The following is a 15,871-nucleotide window of genomic DNA, read 5'->3' as shown; positions in this document are numbered from 1 at the left end:
GGAGAATAAAATGGAAAGAGGCATTCTCTGAAACTATTCTATTATATGCGATTTATGGATTTGAGTAAAAATTACTCCATGATATGAGTCGCCAGTTTAAAGGATTACTGCGGGTTGCAGTGTATTTTAATTTAATTAAAAAAATGGAAAAAGTACAAGTGAAAGAAGCCAAAGGTAAACTTGGTGTTCTTGTTGTTGGAGTTGGTGGTGCAGTGGCATCTACATTTATCGCAGGTACATTAATTTCTCGTAAGGGATTAGGTGTTCCTGTTGGTTCAATCACTCAATTAGCTACAATGCGTTTGGGTAAAAGAGAAGAAAACCGTTTCCCGAAGATTAAAGATGCAGTGCCTTTGGCTGATCTTAATGATATCGTTTTCGGAGGATGGGATCTTTTCGAAGATGATGTTTATAAAGCAGCTAAACATGCTGAAGTATTAACTGACGAAGATCTAAACAAAGTGAAAGACGAGCTTTCGGCAATCAAGCCTATGAAAGCGGTATTCGATCAAAATTTTGTAAAAAGACTTCATGGTACATGGGTAAAACAAGCTCCTACTAAATGGGACTTGATGGAACAAGTAAGAGAAGATATCCGCAACTTCAAAAAAGACAATAACTGCGATAGAATAGTTATGATCTGGTGCGGTAGTACAGAAGTATTTACTCCTCTTGGCGAAATCCACAAAACTCTTTCTTCTTTCGAAAAAGCAGTAAAAGAAAATCATGCAGATATAGCTCCTTCTAACTTATATGCTTATGCAGCTATTGCAGAAGGTGTAGGTTACATCAATGGTGCTCCTAACTTAACTGTTGACATTCCTGCAATGTGGGAATTCTCGGCACAAAAACAAGTTCCTATCTGTGGAAAAGACTTCAAGACCGGTCAAACTATGTTGAAGACTGTTCTTTCTCCTATGTTCAAGACTCGTATGTTAGGTCTTAGCGGATGGTTCTCTACAAATATTCTTGGTAATCGTGACGGAGAAGTTCTTGACGATCCGGGATCATTCAAAACAAAAGAAGAGTCTAAATTATCAGTTATCGATAATATCCTTCAACCAGAATTGTATCCGGAACTTTATGGTAATGTATACCACAAAGTACGTATCAATTATTATCCTCCTCGTAAGGACAATAAAGAAGGATGGGATAATATCGACTTGTTCGGATGGTTGGGTTACCCAATGCAATTGAAAGTGGATTTCCTTTGCCGTGACTCTATTCTTGCTGCTCCTTTGTGTCTTGACCTTGTGTTGTTCTCTGACCTTGCACAACGTGCTGGTATGAGTGGTATCCAAAGCTGGTTATCATTTTACTTCAAGAGCCCAATGCACGAAAAGAATCAAATTGCAGAACACGATTTATTCATTCAATATGTGAAGTTAAAAAACACACTTCGTAAAATGATTGGTGAAGAAACTGTTGATTTTATCGACTAATATAGCATAACTATATAATTTGTGGAAAGGAGGATTTTGTCCTCCTTTCTTTTTTACTTTATATCTCAATAGACTTAAATATTATATAAATCATAAGTTTCTTTACTTTAGAATCTTAAGTGTTTTATAATATCTTATTGAAATAATTTATTCAAAAAAGTGTTTAAATACTTGCATAATCTAAAAAAGAGCCTTACTTTTGCAACGCATTAAAGCAATGGCTGCGTAGCTCAACTGAATAGAGTATCTGACTACGGATCAGAAGGTTCAAGGTTTGAATCCTTGCGCGGTCACAAAATGAGAATGATAAAGGCTGTAAATCAACGATTTACAGCCTTTTATTTTCAGGTACTTACAGAATCACTTACAAAAAGACCTTTAAATTCATTAGTGAAAAAATAAATTTGAAAATTTGTATGGTTTATTTGCAGATGTAAAATAAATGTATATATCTTTGCAGAGAGAATTTGAGTCGAATTTCGCATAAATGTGAGATTTGGCTTTTTTGTGTTTATACACATACCCCTCATATTTTTTAGTAAATCCCCCATCTCTAGCATGGATGCCTTAATAACAATTAGGCATTATGACTACAATAAAAAGTAACATTCCCGGCTTTGATAATTATTACGTCACATTAGACGGAAAAGTTTTCAATCTGAATACTGGGAAATATCTAAAACCACAGAAACATCCACGCGGATATCTACGAGTTTGCTTATATGCAGACCTAAAGCCAAAAATGGAATCAATTCATCGGATTGTTGCAAAAGCATACCTTTCTAATCCGAACAACCTTCCTTGTGTCATGCACTTAGATGACAACCCAAAGAATAATCATGTATCAAACTTGCGTTGGGCTACCCACCAAGAAAATATGGCTGACAGAGATTCTAAAGACCGTCAAGCTAAAGGAGAACTCCATGGACATTATGGAAAATATGGAGAAAAGCATAATGCATCAAAGCTATCTGATACAGAACGTAAAGAAATCTGTAAAAAATATTCAACGGGTAATTATCGATACAGAGAATTATCTGCTGAATATGGAGTCAGTCAAAGACAAATAGGAAATATCGTAAAAACATTTTAACAATCTAAATTATGACAACCACTATAAATATTTCTAAATCTGAATTATCAAGCCGGTTAATATCGGTTAGTAAAATTATTACACCGAAACCAGCATTACCGATTATGTCTTGTTTTCTATTCAAAGTAGAAAACAGAGTACTCCACATTTCAGCAGCCGATCATTCGGGGCGAATCAATACAACAATTGACAACGTAACAACAGAGGACGAAATAAGTATATGCTTCGAAGCAAAAATATTACTTGACGCTTTGAGTAGTCTTCCGGAGCAACCTATTGAGTTTCTAATTAATGAAAACCTGAATACTACTATTAAGTACAACGGGGGTAAATTTGAGTTGATGGGCAAATCATCCGAAGAGTTTCCTGTCGAAAATAATATACCTGATGCTACAAGTCTGTCGATACCAGTAGTCACCTTTCTCGACGGTATAAATAAGACATCGTTTTGCGTAGCTGATGATGATCTTCGCCCGGTTATGAATGGTATTTATATTGAATTGGTAGACAATACGATCAATTATGTAGCTTCCGATGGTCATAAACTAGCCTTAGCAACATACGAATTTCCGTTTACCCGAAGCCACTCTTTTATCCTTCCTTCAAAAATAGCCTCTATTCTGAGGAAAGTAATTTCACACAAAGAAGAAACGATTGATTTATTGATCGGCTCAAATAATGTACGATTCGCATTTGGAACATATATTATTGTCGCACGGCTAATCGAGGGCAACTATCCGAATTACCGCTCTGTCATACCGCAAAACAATGATAAAATTCTAACTATCGGAACATCTGCTCTAAAAAGTGCTTTAAGCCGTGTGATGGTATTCTCTAACCAGTCAAGTAACTTGGTTAAGTTCGAATTATCGAATGATAGAATCGAACTTTCCGCACAGGATATTGATTTCTCAACAGCAGCCAATGAAACGGTTACTTGTGAGTACAACAACGATTCTATGGCTATCGGTTTTAAAGGGCATTTTCTTACCGAACTTATATCTGCTATTCCATCCTCTGACTTACAGATGTCATTCTCAGATCAGAGTAAGGCCACTCTCATTACTCCTGTTGATGATAAGTCAACTGATAAGCTTACGTATTTGCTAATGCCGATGATGCTAAATGATTAAGAAATGAAACTAGGGAATACAGGAGGTGGTAATCTAGGCAAGAAATACCTCAAAATCAAAGGAAATGAAGTCATTACACCGGAAAATCAATTAAAGGTAGATGCCTTTAATAAATGGTTTAGCGATAATTATTTATTCCTTAAAAAGAAAATAACTTCTCAAGGGGGGGGATTTGATGAAGAGATATTTCACGAGACATATATCCGTATTGCGACTAAAATAGTTTATGGCGGTCTTGAAATCAAAGATTATGCCTTCTATTTCCATAGATCATATTACACAAACGCAATTCAATTAGCGATAAAAGAGAATCGATATGCCGATTGTGAATTTATTCAATTTAACATAGTTGACGAATCAGAAGAAAATATTGAAATTATGAAAAAGCAAGAAGAAACAATACAAGCAATAAAGGATTTTGTTAAGACAAATTATCCCGGGGATTATGATCTCTTCATTGGTAATATGATAGATGGTGTTACATATCCTGAATTATCAGTTAAAGCAGGCATAAAAGAATATATCATACAGAAGAAAATTTCAGAAATAAAAAATGCTCTTAAAAAAGAATTTACGGACATTTCTTTGCCTCATAAAAACAGGTATACTTCAGATGCGACTCAAATTGTAATTAAGCAGAACGATAAATATGTTCCGGAAGCTGAATCAACACTAAAAACATCGATGCAGAAGCCAATAAAGCTGAAACATCAGCCGAGAAAGCACGTAAAGCATCGCAAAAGGATTTAGATGAAAGATTAAAATATTACAACGAAAGAGAGAAAGCGGATCAAGAGTCATACAATAAGCAGTTAGAGAATCAACAAAAACAACTTGATCTAGAACAAGACGGATTCGATAAATCTCAAAAGCAGCTTAGTCTGAATTTAGATAAGGAGATATTGGCTATAAATAAGTATGCTCAGGAATTACTGGAGAAACAGCAAAAAGCAGAACGGGATAAATGGGATATCGAAAATCCGAATGGTTCAAGTACTCCATTCTCTCCTACTACTAAAACAATAGAAGATTTATACAAAATCAATCCTAATGCAGAAAAAGAGATAACTGACAGTTTTGTAATCGCGAGAAAAGCGTACGATAAAGGTATTGCTGATCTATTAAAAAATCTTACTGATAAATATCAGGATTATGCAAAACAAAGATTAGAGATCGAGAAAGAGTTTAATAAGGATATAGACTTTCTGAACGCTCAGAGACTAAATGCTCAGACCGATGCCGAAAAAGAAGTAATTGCCCGTAGTTTAGCTAAAGCAACCTCCGATAAAGGTAAAGCTCTTATGTCCTTTGATTTTGCAAGACTTAAAGAGTCGCCCGAATATGTAAGGGCTTTTGAAGATTTAAAGAACACATCTACGGAAACATTAAATTCTTTATTATCTCAACTAGACGAAGCAAAACAGACTGCAGCTTCTGTTCTTTCCCCAGATCAGCTGCGAGAATATACAAGTACTATTCAATCTATCATCGATGAATTGGTAGACAGAAATCCATATAAAGCATTAAGCGATTCGAGAAAAGAATTATCAAAAGCGGCAATAGAACTAGCTAATGCCGAAAAGCAACTTAGAATAATACAAGAAGGCGGCAAAGTAAGTAAGCTGATTGTTGAAAACGGTAAACTGGTGACAACTTATATCACCGAAGAGGAAGCCGTACTAAAGGTCAATGAAGCAAAAGATAAATATACCAAGAAGAACACTGATGTTATAAAATCTCAAAAGAAAATATTTGATCAGGTAAATGAATTATCTAAAGCTCTTACAGACTTAGGCAGCAATATGGGAGGGACATCGGGGCATATAATTAGCCTGATGGGTAACGTAACCTCTTTTATGACTACTTCGATGGAAGGGATATCCAAGGTTGCACAAACAGGAGCTCATGCCATATCTGCGATAGAAAAGGCATCTGTCATACTCGCTATTATATCAGCAGCTATCATGCTGATGAAAGAGCTTGATTCATTATTGCCGGATGCCCACGAAAAATATGAAAAATATGCTGCGAAAATTCAGCAGATAAATGATCTCGAACAAGCTGTGAGAGATTATGAAGTAGCTGTTTTAAAGGCAAAGCAAGCAGAAAAATCGTGGTTTGGACAAGATAGTTTGCAAAGCCTAAAGCAAGCTAAAGAATTGCAACAGGAAATAGTCAAATCTAAAGATGAGATAAATAAACAGGCACAAGCTACTTACCAAAACGAAAGCGGAGGCGGATGGGCAACGAGTTGGGCAAAAACAGCATTACAGGTTAGCAAAATAGGTCAACTAGATAAGCTATTAGGAACGGGATTATTAGATGGTAATTATGAAAAAGGGACTAGTGCTGCCATTGAAAACTTAAAGATCGAGACAAGGAAAAAAAGCAGCGGGCTATTTGGATCAGGGATTGGAGGTAAATCACAGAAAACGGAAGACCTGCGTACATGGGTTAAAAATAATCTGGGTTTTGATCTCTTTGATGCAGATGGATGGATAAACGAGGAAGCATATGAGGTCGTCATGTCTAAGTATGGCGATAAACTGGTGGGCCAAACCAAAGCTACACTCGAGGCTATGGCGGAATACAAAAAGCAGTATGACGAGTACATTGAACAACTTCATGAGTATGTGAGTAGCATGTATGAGCCTCTGGTTGACAATATGGTTGATTCTCTCTGGGATTGGCTCGATTCGGGCAAGGATGCACTGGATAGCTTTAAAGATTACGCATCCGCTACATTCAGGGATATAGTTACCGACATGCTGAAAACAATCGTCCTTAATGATGTTGTGGGTGATTATAAAGATACCGTTGCTAAACTCTATGAGGATTATTCAGCAGGGAAGATAACTGAACAGGAATTAATGGATGGTATTACAAAGCAAACCAAAGACCTTCAAAATAGGTATGAAACAGCATTACCCGGATTACAGATGTTCCTCGATGGTGTGAATAAATCCCTTGAATCTGTAACGGGTATAGACATAAAAGATCAGCAAGACAAAACCTCTCAGCAAGCATCCAAAGGCGGTTATGAAACCATGAGTCAGGATACAGGTACAGCCATTGAGGGGTTACAGCGTTCCACTCAAATGAGTGTATTAAATATCGAAGGATATATATTAACCTTAATTGGTATACATACCGATAGTAACAGTATACTGAGAAGTTTCTCTGCCAATTTTCAAGAATTGAGAAACATCGGACTTGATATAATGTATAATATTCAGGACATCAAGAAAAATACGAATGAGTTGTATGAGATAAATTCTGAGATTAAAGGTATGAGCAGGAAATTAGATAGTTTGTAAAAATGTGCACACTATTTAGAATTAAATGAGTTTTAAATTATAACGTTATAATGCAATAGTTAATATATTGTACTCAATTTAACACTAATAATTTATACAATGAAAAAATGGACGTTTTTATTCCCATCTTTATTTTTATTTCTAGCTTTTCAGTTCTCTTGTTCTAAAGATGATGGCTTAGCTTCTGATCTTAATACACCTGATAATTCATCATTAAGGACTATGGCGATATATACAGATTGGTCTGGAGATATAGAAGTTATTATCACCTCAAAAGCTATAACTGGATATCATAACTCTGTTTCAGTTGAAGTTCCATCAGATTATGTGGTAGTAGGTGGAGGTGCTTCGATATCAAATAGTGCGAAAGCTGGAGCTTTATTAACTGGATCTTTCCCTGATATGTCGCTGACTAAATGGAATGCAACCTCCAAAGATCATTTAGAAAAGCAACTTCATACACTAACAGTGTATGCTATCGGTATAAAATTAAAGGGTATTACAAAGAATACACTTAAAAGCTATATGACAGTTCAAACAGCAACAACAATAGGGGTTGCAGGGAAAATAACCAATACTAATGTCAATATGCTTCCAGGCTATATGATTGTTGGAGGAGGCGCCGAAATTATTCAAAAATCAGGACCTGGTGTTTTATTAACCAAATCAAGTCAGGATTATTATGTAGTCAGTGGAGCAGTCATGCTTAATAGTTGGCGTGCACAAGCTAAAGATCATATAGAACAATCTACTGCTGATTTAAAAGCATATGTGATTGGTATCAAAAAAGATATACCTGGCTTTGGCGAATTAGAAACTTTTAGTACCAGAAAATTTGCGTGGTCAACAGCTTCGTCCGGAGCTTTTACAACTACAGTTGATATTGAAGCAGAATGGGTACCTACATGTGTTGGAGCTGGAGCTAATTGGAATGGATATGGAAGAATGCTCTATAGCATGAAGCCCTCTTATAATCAATTTAGTGGAACAACAACAGATCATTCAAAAGCTGATACACCTGTTGCTATTGATCTTGTATATAATGTTATACGAAAAAAGAAATAACGATTGTATAGTAATGATATCTTTATTGAATGAAAAGCCCTTCATAATGAAGGGCTTTTTCTATGCTATTTTAGTTATAACCTTTCATATTCTATGGTTAACAAACCCTCATCAATGGCTTTCTGAGTAGGCATTCCATGCTCGTCAATGAGGCCCTCTCTTTTCGCTAATTCAATAACCTCTTCCTCTGTAACACCAATTTGTTCTGCGATTTCTTTAAAAGAAAATACAGGGTTGTCCTGCTTAGGGTATAATTCTTTCTTTTCCATAATCATAATTTATTATTAAAATACCCCTACTGGTTCTCGGCTTTTAATTATCGCTTTAGCGACAATTCTTGCTGAATTTTGGCATTCTAGTTTGCATCTGTTTTCGCCATTAATATTTTTAGCTTCAATATTATGTCTTGCCAATGTTTCGGCAAAATCAACAGTTGATAATTCAAGTTCTGACATATTATCTCTTATTTTAGCTGTATCAGGTAGATTTTTCTTTTCTCTGATAGTAGAAGTACCGCCTTCTCCATATAATGGCTCATAAATTGCATTGGTGCACTTCTTAAAGCCCAATGGCGACTCAACACCATGTTTGGCAAGGCAAGAGGTAAATTCTTTTCTTTTGATTTTGCCATCAAGTCTAGCTTTTATCCATTTATCGGATTTTCCCTTTTTGTGATATGCTGCAATATATCGATCACCTATTAAATCCGGATTCTTTTCTTCTTCTACTCGTTGAAAGAAAACTTCATTAACAAGAATACCTAATCGTTCATCCAAATATTGAGCATATTCTAAAGCAATTTGCTTATGTGCATAAGTACCACCACCTTTACCTCGCTTAATTTTTAAAAGGTAATTTTCAGTTACCTTTTGGAATTTACAAAGAGCGTGAATAAATCCTTTTGTTTGATCATTTCCTAACCAGTGTTTAGGGGCTTTGGATTCCACACTTCCGGCTTCTTTCCATAAATCGGTGAGACTAATCATATCCGCACTACAATTAATGCGTTCTATCAGTTCTCTTTTCTCTTGGTTGAATAATGTTACTTCTTTCTTCGCATCATTCTTTTTGTTTACTTTTGTCATAAAATCTATTGGTTTTATAGAGGCTTTTCAAAGTTTCCCGACCGTGATAGCCTCTTTTTTTGTTTCAAATATATTTCCTCTTCTCATTCTTTATTGCACTTGATGCAAATAGTTATTTACACCCCCTTTTATTATAAACCTTTATTTTGTCCGACAAAAAAGAAAAGCCATCAATCAAAAAGTTGCCTATTGTGGATACTTGCAACTAATCAATTAATGACTTTTTATATTTTTCTCAATCAACAGTATCCACAAAGTTGATTTCAGAACATTCTATCCTAATATATAAGTCGGACAAATTAATACCGTAATTATTTTATACATTTTATCCATCATATAATACAATCATTTAACACGATAGGGATTATTCGGCACAATGGCAAACCCTACGAGATCAATTCTATTGAAGATATAGAAAGCTTATTAGAGAGAATAAAGGGAGAAAAATAAAGTTTTTTTAATGAATACTTATTTATTATTCTATAATATGGAATAATATTTTGTATTCTGGAATAATATTTGTATATTTGTAATATAAATGATACCAATATGCGAATTATCAAAAAAAAACCATTAGTCGATTTCTATAAAAAGCACGCTGATGCTAAAACACCGCTAGAAGATTGGTATACTAAGACAAAAGATGCTGAATGGGGTGATTTTAGCGATGTGAAAAATACTTTTAATAGTGTTGACTCAGTTGGTAATGATAATTATGTATTTAATATTAAAGGAAATTCTTATAGATTGATTGCAAGAATATTGTTTAAGATCAAAACTGTGTATATAAGATTTATTGGTACTCATCCAGAATATGATGACATAGATGATGCCTCTAAGGTGTAAACAAAAATATCTTTGATATTATTATCTATATTTAGATTTATATAAAAAAAGCATTATGAAAACTATAACAAAGCAAGAGTATGACGTTCTCTTATCCAAGATAGAGGATTTACTTGAAGTTGTTAATAATGAAACAGCTATTGATGATCCTAATCTTGTTGAGTTAAATCTTCTTTCTTCTTTAGTTGAGGAATATGAAGAAAGATACTATCCAATTTCAAAACCAACTCTCTCGGATATACTGAAACTTCGAATGTACGAGATGAACTTGTCTCAGAAAAAACTTGCGGAGATATTGAATATAAGCCCATCAAGAATAAGCGAAATTCTATCAGGAAAAAGTGAACCTACTTTACCTGTTGCAAGAAGTATAAGTCAAGAATTAAATATTAGTGCATCTATTGTTCTCGGAGTTTGAAATTGTGATTTGCTTTCAAAATTGTATCTTAGTTCATTGAAATACATCAAAGAATAAAAAAGAGTAGCCGTTTGGTTACTCTTTTCACATTATATAAATAATTGTTTAGCTGATTCTTCTGTTTGGGAATATTACTTTCAACTCATGGTCTGCATATCGAGGGAATATTTGTAGTTGGCTAAAATCCTGTTCGTCAATTTTCTTTAATTCTTTTTTAATCTCTCTTTGTCGCTTCATCCCCCTTTCAATGCTGCGATTCACTTCAGAAAGTTCAGTGCGAAGCAAGTACCGACGTTTAATATTTGCTTCAACTATCTCTACCCTTGAAAAGGTTTCTCCCTTAATGATCTCTTCCATATAATTAAAGGCTTCGATGAATTCAAATTTAAAATCGAGTGCTTTCTGTCCGGTAAACCCCATCGTTAAAATCATAAACCCATCTCGATTCATTATGTACATAGGGTTACACTTTCCGCTATCATTTGTATAAGTACTTAGGACAAAACACTGACACGATTTTTCGTGTGAGTTCAAGAGGCTCTTTATAGCGTCTGTTACATGGAAATGTTTTTTTCCAAACTTTTCAGCAATCCTCAATCCTCAAGCTGTCTGTTCTTATTTGTCCGTTCTGACTAAATACCAATTCTTCCATAACTATTATAAATTAAAACAACCCTGTCTTTTCTTCACCCCGTATTTTGGAAGCCGGGCAAATACTCAGACAGAGTTGTAGTTATTTCTTTTAAGGTGGCTTCCAAACGACCTCGTATATTCTAAAATATAAGTCGTTGGAACTTTTTCCTCTTTTTTTTATTACATTTGAAATTCAATCACGATAAACTACCCAATTATGAAAAAGTTACTATACTTAATACTTGCTATTACCTTATTCACAGCATGCTCTAGCGATGACGATCCTGAAACGAACCAAGGGTATACGAGCTTTGTGGTGTTTCACAATGAAAATGTGAATTTAACAAATTGCATAGCTGCCTATAAAAGAGATAATAAATATTATAAGCTTGGCGAGTTAGGCAATCTTACAAAAGGAAAATATTCACCCGAGATAAGTCTTGCATCACTTTCATTCCCAATTACAGAGATCTATATATTTAGTGATTATAACGGAGTTATAAGATTTGATGATGTATATAAATTAAATCAAAACACCAAAAATATAATCACTATAAAGAGCGGCACTAAAGGAATTGAAGTTAAAGACAAAACAGATCCAACACAATACCCTCAATAAAATATATACAATATAAAAGCCTATTGATTGACTCGGTAGGCTTTTTTTATTTTCACCTCATTTTTGTATATTTTCGGGGGCAAATTCGCTCAAAACCAACTAATCTCTATCTATAACTATTATCTTAAGCTATAACTAATTCGGCAAACAGATCCTAGGGGAAGAGGTATAGCAAGCCTTAGAAGGTATTTTAGACCTTTAGCTATACCGATTAGTAACTTATTCGTATAAACGAGTCCCTTTTTCATCGGGGTTGTCATTACCAAAGATTAACAACCTTTACGGATTTAAACGCTTTGTCGTTTCGTACGAGTCTCCGCTTTAGCGACTCCCATTCTGAGTACGTTCCCCTTTGAATGGTTAGACTATGATAGACAAGCGTTGATTTCTCCCGTCAGACTATCAAATCAGGCAAAAGAAAAAGCCCGAATCAAGTTGCGATTGACTGGGCTTTTTCATATATAAATACCGCAATGGGTAAGTATAATCAGCTTAATAATACTAATCGCAACTTAATATCTAATCTAATATATAAATTGAAATCATTTTTTATGGAGATGGCTTGTTTTTATGTTAAAATAAAAAGTTAAAACAGACTAATTATTTGATTGTTAGATTGAAAAATATTTTAAATTTAGAATTGATTCTAAATAATATCATCCCTTTTAGAAGATAAAGGGGCTTATGCTTCTATTTAACCATCCTAATAATTCCATCATCACCACAATAATGCTGTCCTTTTCTTAGTCCAAGACTATTCTCTGGCAATCCTTCTGTTATTACTTCCAACGTATCAGTATCAGAAGGTATACTAGCTCGAAATCCTCTAAGTAGTTTATTCGACGAGTCAAATTCAGAAACTGACATCCCACCATATCCATACTGCCCAAATCTATTTTCAAATTGTGATTCTATCCCAGTGGCTAACATTCTTGTTTTGTTATTATTATATTCTAATTCAAAACGTGATCCGTATTCACTAAATACCCATCTACCATAAATATCTCCATTAGCATCTATTAATTTTATTGACCTATCTTCAGGATCAATTATTATTCTATTCCCATCTTTATTACTCTCAAACAGACCTCTCATTAATATATTACCTAAAGCATCCCATAAAATATTACCTTTTGCTAACTGTCCCGATCCATCCATTCTAAGAATAATATTAGCAATGCTTTCTATCGCATCGTCAAAAGTACCACCACCCCAAAGAAAAGGATCGTCTCCTGCTTCGGTAACAATACCGCTAATCCCTGCATTCTCTTTCCAAACATTTCCTACCATGTGGCCTAAGCGAATAAGAGTAGTAAGGATTAAACCGCCCTCGATAGTAGTATTGTTTTCTAAAGCAATACGCAAATAGTTTAGGGCCTTTACATTTCTCAAAGCTCCGTTAGCCGCCCGCATCGCTTCTAAGTATTGAAGATCGGCAATCTCTCTATTTGTCTCGATCGTTTTATCAATCGTTTTCAAACGGGAATAACGAGGTTTATCTCCGATCGTATAAGTATCTTCAAATGTCTCCAGGCTCTTTTCATAACCGAAAACACGAGACTCTTTGATGCCATATTTAAGAATATCGCTTATCAGATTAACTCTTTGTCCCAATCCCATGCTTAACTCATTGTGATAAGCCCATACAGGATCTACAGGACATGTATAGGTTGAGTTGTCCATGCGAACACTTTCCATCCATTCGGTAGCTTCTTCTAGTAGTAGCTGTTCCGCTTCTCCTACGTACTGATCTCCAACTAAAGATATATCGAAATTAAAGAGGGTGTAGAAATCACCAACTTTGGGTCTTAAAATATCATTTGGAATAGTAATATTCGGGAGAGACTGATCATTGATTATCTCAAATTCGCCCGTTTCTCCCTCTATTGTCGAAGGATGGTATTCCAATTCGAAAGTTCGTCCGGCCAACCAACTGTTATCTCCAAAAGTAAGTTTCAATGTTTGCCCGGGCAATATGTAATCTTCACTAAAGTTTAGTCCCGAATCTTTAAAATAAAATATCAACCAAGGGTTGCCATCCTGATCTTTTTGGGTATCATCTATCCGCAATGAAGTAATTTCGCCGGTACGTTGAGGAAATATATGATCGAAGAATTTAACCCTCTCTATGATCTGATTAGGAAGCATATTAGGAATAGCATCTATAAAATCACCATTCGAAGCCGGTAGCCTTAGACGTTTTTGTACTAAAGCATCTACAACTGATCCCGGTTCTATACCTCGATAATTGGTTGGTATATTTCGTGCTCCTCCAAAAGCAAAAAGTCGGGTGCAATAATCATCGTTATTTTCATTCGATCGCTTGAATTCTTTTAATGCCTGATCGATCTCTAGGTCTATAGCTTCTGATTCTGATTCATAATAACCGAGATTGAGAGTCTTACTTTCATAATCTAACCACCATTCAGCACCGAATTTCTCTGCAATATTAGTAAGGCCATCGAATGTGTTTTGATTCTCAAAGGATATTTCGATGGGAGTCATAACAGGGAATACACCTATTTTCCACTTATCGGCTTCATCCATTAAACCGAAATACTCATTGATATTTACAAGGGCAATCTGTAGGAACTGTTGCGGTGTGCCCGTTAATGTCCATGCCGCTTCGCTAAAACCCTGAAAGGTATAGAAAAGTACAAAATCAAGAAAAAACATTTCAATTGCTTCGAATTTCAGCGTATATCTTAGTTCGTATAGACCTTTCTGTTCGGGTAACGATTCTTTTCTGATTGTATAAATGCGATCTTGATACTTAACGAACATGCCTCTTCCAAATTCGAAATATTCAGTGTAATTCAATGAGAGCTGTATGTAATGCTCATTCATTAATTCTCGTTTGAAGAGTCCTCCGGCAAAGCCTATTTCTGCAATCTTATTACCGTTGATGTCAAATATATCAATGTCTGAACCTGTTATTATCATAATCTTTCATTTAAAGTAAAAAGACCGTCAAATAAAAGTTGCCTATTGTGGAAGTTTGCAACTAGTATTCAACAGTCTTTTTATGTCTTTTTTTCGGAAACTTCCACATAACCGATTTATAGTAATATATAAATCGAAATATTTTTTTCCTGATAATCCCTCCTGCTCTTATATTTTATTATAAACAGTATTGTTTCATGATTCCAAGACAATTATATATCAACGGAAAAGATGCTTGGGAAACTTGGGGAGTTTTTCTTGAAGAAAATAGTGAGCGAGCATTCCTTCTTCCGGCTAATAATAAAGAGTTTGTTAGCAATAAGAATAGATCGGAGCACGGAAAACGAGTCCTTGTTAATAATCCCAGATTAGATGAGCGTGATGTTCAGCTAGTCTTTTGCATTTTCGCCAATTCAGAAGATGATTTCTTAGAGAAATATGAATCTTTTGTTGCTGAACTAAATAGTGGATGGGTTCAAATGAAAGTGATCAAAGTAAAGAAAGTCTACAATTTTACAACTACTAGCTTTCTTGATTTGGGTTACTATGACGATAAGGGAAAACTATCAGTGAAGTTTAATGAACCTAATCCAGATGATCGTTCCATAATTAGATTTTATATGGCATTAGGTACTCAAGATTCTAAAATAGTGCAAACACAAGATAACAAAGTAGTAATTAAGTGATATTATAGATATGGCACAAGAAGAACAACAATTTAATCTAATCAAAATAACAGACCTTCCTCAGGCATCAACTACAGAAGGCTTGGTAACCATAGGAGTCGACAATACAAGTAAGAGTGTTCAGGTTAGCATTGAGCAACTAAAAGGAAACAAAGGTGATACGGGCGACAACGGCAAGGATGGAGCTACTCCGACTATCGGAGTTAATGGTAATTGGTTTGTCGGTAATATCGACACAGGCAAACCCGCACGAGGTGAAGATGGTAATAATCTCTCAAGTAAATCAATTTACAATGTTTCCCTAACTACGGGGAACTATGCCTATGCAGACAAAACAACTGCTCGCAATGCCGTCACAACAACTTTAAGAGCGTTAGGGCAAATCATAATTTATTCATATGGCTCTAATGAATTTGTTTCTCTTCCATTCACTAATATTGGTAACTATGTCATTAATGCAGCCACAGGAGTACAGGCAGCAAGTCCAAATCATATCGCCCATTCGGCTGCAATACCCACAGGAACAAAACAGATAGAACTTCAAGTGTTCACCTCGAGCGCAAACGGCGGAGCATTTTTTAACGCATCGAA

General features: G+C 35.1%; 14 protein-coding genes, 1 tRNA gene and 1 pseudogene. 12 read left to right on the top strand and 4 right to left on the bottom strand.

Going from position 1 to position 15,871, the window contains the following annotated elements:
* The first annotated feature begins 143 nt into the window (after positions 1 to 143).
* The 7 genes from CLV62_RS13450 to CLV62_RS13415 all read left to right on the top strand — a co-directional run bounded on the left by CLV62_RS13450 (position 144) and on the right by CLV62_RS13415 (position 8,050).
* A complete protein-coding gene (locus CLV62_RS13450; protein ID WP_110311372.1) occupies positions 144 to 1,442 on the top strand; it encodes an inositol-3-phosphate synthase in 1,299 nt (432 codons plus the stop codon).
* 219 nt (positions 1,443 to 1,661) lie between these two features.
* Positions 1,662 to 1,735: transfer RNA gene (locus CLV62_RS13445), tRNA-Arg, on the top strand.
* 293 nt (positions 1,736 to 2,028) lie between these two features.
* Positions 2,029 to 2,535, top strand: a complete 507-nt coding sequence (locus CLV62_RS13435) for an NUMOD4 domain-containing protein (RefSeq protein WP_110311300.1) — start codon at positions 2,029 to 2,031, stop codon at positions 2,533 to 2,535.
* Between the two features lie 11 nt (positions 2,536 to 2,546).
* Complete coding sequence (dnaN, locus tag CLV62_RS13430; RefSeq protein WP_110311299.1) at positions 2,547 to 3,668, top strand: DNA polymerase III subunit beta; 1,122 nt, start codon at positions 2,547 to 2,549, stop codon at positions 3,666 to 3,668.
* 3 nt (positions 3,669 to 3,671) lie between these two features.
* A complete protein-coding gene (locus CLV62_RS13425) occupies positions 3,672 to 4,418 on the top strand; it encodes a sigma-70 RNA polymerase sigma factor region 4 domain-containing protein (protein ID WP_110311298.1) in 747 nt (248 codons plus the stop codon).
* Between the two features lie 152 nt (positions 4,419 to 4,570).
* Positions 4,571 to 6,985, top strand: a complete 2,415-nt coding sequence (locus CLV62_RS13420) for a hypothetical protein (RefSeq protein WP_110311297.1) — start codon at positions 4,571 to 4,573, stop codon at positions 6,983 to 6,985.
* Positions 6,986 to 7,084: 99 nt separating this feature from the next.
* Positions 7,085 to 8,050, top strand: a complete 966-nt coding sequence (locus CLV62_RS13415; RefSeq protein WP_110311296.1) for a hypothetical protein — start codon at positions 7,085 to 7,087, stop codon at positions 8,048 to 8,050.
* A gap of 74 nt (positions 8,051 to 8,124) precedes the next feature.
* Here CLV62_RS13415 and CLV62_RS13410 read toward each other — a convergent pair whose 3' ends face one another.
* Positions 8,125 to 8,319, bottom strand: coding sequence for a hypothetical protein (locus CLV62_RS13410; RefSeq protein WP_146212745.1), 195 nt, complete (start codon positions 8,317 to 8,319; stop codon positions 8,125 to 8,127).
* Positions 8,320 to 8,334: 15 nt separating this feature from the next.
* Entirely contained in the window at positions 8,335 to 9,135 is an 801-nt protein-coding gene (locus CLV62_RS13405; protein WP_110311294.1) for a KilA-N domain-containing protein, read from the bottom strand.
* 549 nt (positions 9,136 to 9,684) lie between these two features.
* On the opposite strand from CLV62_RS13405, the gene CLV62_RS13400 reads away from it, so the two are divergent.
* Positions 9,685 to 9,981, top strand: coding sequence for a type II toxin-antitoxin system HigB family toxin (locus CLV62_RS13400; RefSeq protein WP_110311293.1), 297 nt, complete (start codon positions 9,685 to 9,687; stop codon positions 9,979 to 9,981).
* Between the two features lie 55 nt (positions 9,982 to 10,036).
* Positions 10,037 to 10,399, top strand: a complete 363-nt coding sequence (locus tag CLV62_RS13395) for a helix-turn-helix domain-containing protein (protein ID WP_110311292.1) — start codon at positions 10,037 to 10,039, stop codon at positions 10,397 to 10,399.
* Between the two features lie 105 nt (positions 10,400 to 10,504).
* On the opposite strand, the gene CLV62_RS13390 is transcribed toward CLV62_RS13395, so the two are convergent.
* The gene (locus CLV62_RS13390; protein ID WP_110311291.1) at positions 10,505 to 10,996 is read right to left on the bottom strand and encodes a Rha family transcriptional regulator; all 492 of its coding nucleotides are present in this window, start codon (positions 10,994 to 10,996) and stop codon (positions 10,505 to 10,507) included.
* Positions 10,997 to 11,249: 253 nt separating this feature from the next.
* Here CLV62_RS13390 and CLV62_RS13385 point away from each other — a divergent pair, with 253 nt between their 5' ends.
* Positions 11,250 to 11,651 (top strand): hypothetical protein, encoded by a 402-nt coding sequence (locus CLV62_RS13385; protein ID WP_110311290.1) that lies wholly within the window; start codon positions 11,250 to 11,252, stop codon positions 11,649 to 11,651.
* A 690-nt stretch (positions 11,652 to 12,341) separates the two neighbouring features.
* Here CLV62_RS13385 and CLV62_RS13380 read toward each other — a convergent pair.
* Entirely contained in the window at positions 12,342 to 14,594 is a 2,253-nt protein-coding gene (locus tag CLV62_RS13380) for a hypothetical protein (protein WP_110311289.1), read from the bottom strand.
* Between the two features lie 197 nt (positions 14,595 to 14,791).
* Between CLV62_RS13380 and CLV62_RS13375 the strand changes: the two genes are divergently transcribed.
* Both CLV62_RS13375 and CLV62_RS13370 read left to right on the top strand, forming a co-directional pair.
* The gene (locus tag CLV62_RS13375) at positions 14,792 to 15,280 is read left to right on the top strand and encodes a hypothetical protein (protein WP_110311288.1); all 489 of its coding nucleotides are present in this window, start codon (positions 14,792 to 14,794) and stop codon (positions 15,278 to 15,280) included.
* 10 nt (positions 15,281 to 15,290) lie between these two features.
* Positions 15,291 to 15,871 (top strand): annotated as a pseudogene (locus CLV62_RS13370) (hypothetical protein); the annotation flags it as partial.

The organism is Indolivaga alginatilytica (assembly GCF_003201355.1).
Lineage (GTDB): Bacteria > Bacteroidota > Bacteroidia > Bacteroidales > Dysgonomonadaceae > Dysgonomonas_A > Dysgonomonas_A alginatilytica.
The sequence above is the reverse complement of the archived record's forward strand: the minus strand, read 5'-3'. Positions and strand labels throughout refer to the sequence as shown.

What these genes read in the sequence shown, in the direction of transcription:
- CLV62_RS13450 (WP_110311372.1), top strand. Translation starts at nt 144, where the DNA reads ATGGAAAAAGTACAAGTGAAAGAAGCCAAAGGTAAACTTGGTGTTCTT.
- CLV62_RS13435 (WP_110311300.1), top strand. Translation starts at nt 2,029, where the DNA reads ATGACTACAATAAAAAGTAACATTCCCGGCTTTGATAATTATTACGTC.
- dnaN (WP_110311299.1), top strand. Translation starts at nt 2,547, where the DNA reads ATGACAACCACTATAAATATTTCTAAATCTGAATTATCAAGCCGGTTA.
- CLV62_RS13425 (WP_110311298.1), top strand. Translation starts at nt 3,672, where the DNA reads ATGAAACTAGGGAATACAGGAGGTGGTAATCTAGGCAAGAAATACCTC.
- CLV62_RS13415 (WP_110311296.1), top strand. Translation starts at nt 7,085, where the DNA reads ATGAAAAAATGGACGTTTTTATTCCCATCTTTATTTTTATTTCTAGCT.
- CLV62_RS13410 (WP_146212745.1), bottom strand. Translation starts at nt 8,319, where the DNA reads ATGGAAAAGAAAGAATTATACCCTAAGCAGGACAACCCTGTATTTTCT.
- CLV62_RS13405 (WP_110311294.1), bottom strand. Translation starts at nt 9,135, where the DNA reads ATGACAAAAGTAAACAAAAAGAATGATGCGAAGAAAGAAGTAACATTA.
- CLV62_RS13400 (WP_110311293.1), top strand. Translation starts at nt 9,685, where the DNA reads ATGCGAATTATCAAAAAAAAACCATTAGTCGATTTCTATAAAAAGCAC.
- CLV62_RS13395 (WP_110311292.1), top strand. Translation starts at nt 10,037, where the DNA reads ATGAAAACTATAACAAAGCAAGAGTATGACGTTCTCTTATCCAAGATA.
- CLV62_RS13385 (WP_110311290.1), top strand. Translation starts at nt 11,250, where the DNA reads ATGAAAAAGTTACTATACTTAATACTTGCTATTACCTTATTCACAGCA.
- CLV62_RS13380 (WP_110311289.1), bottom strand. Translation starts at nt 14,594, where the DNA reads ATGATAATAACAGGTTCAGACATTGATATATTTGACATCAACGGTAAT.
- CLV62_RS13375 (WP_110311288.1), top strand. Translation starts at nt 14,792, where the DNA reads ATGATTCCAAGACAATTATATATCAACGGAAAAGATGCTTGGGAAACT.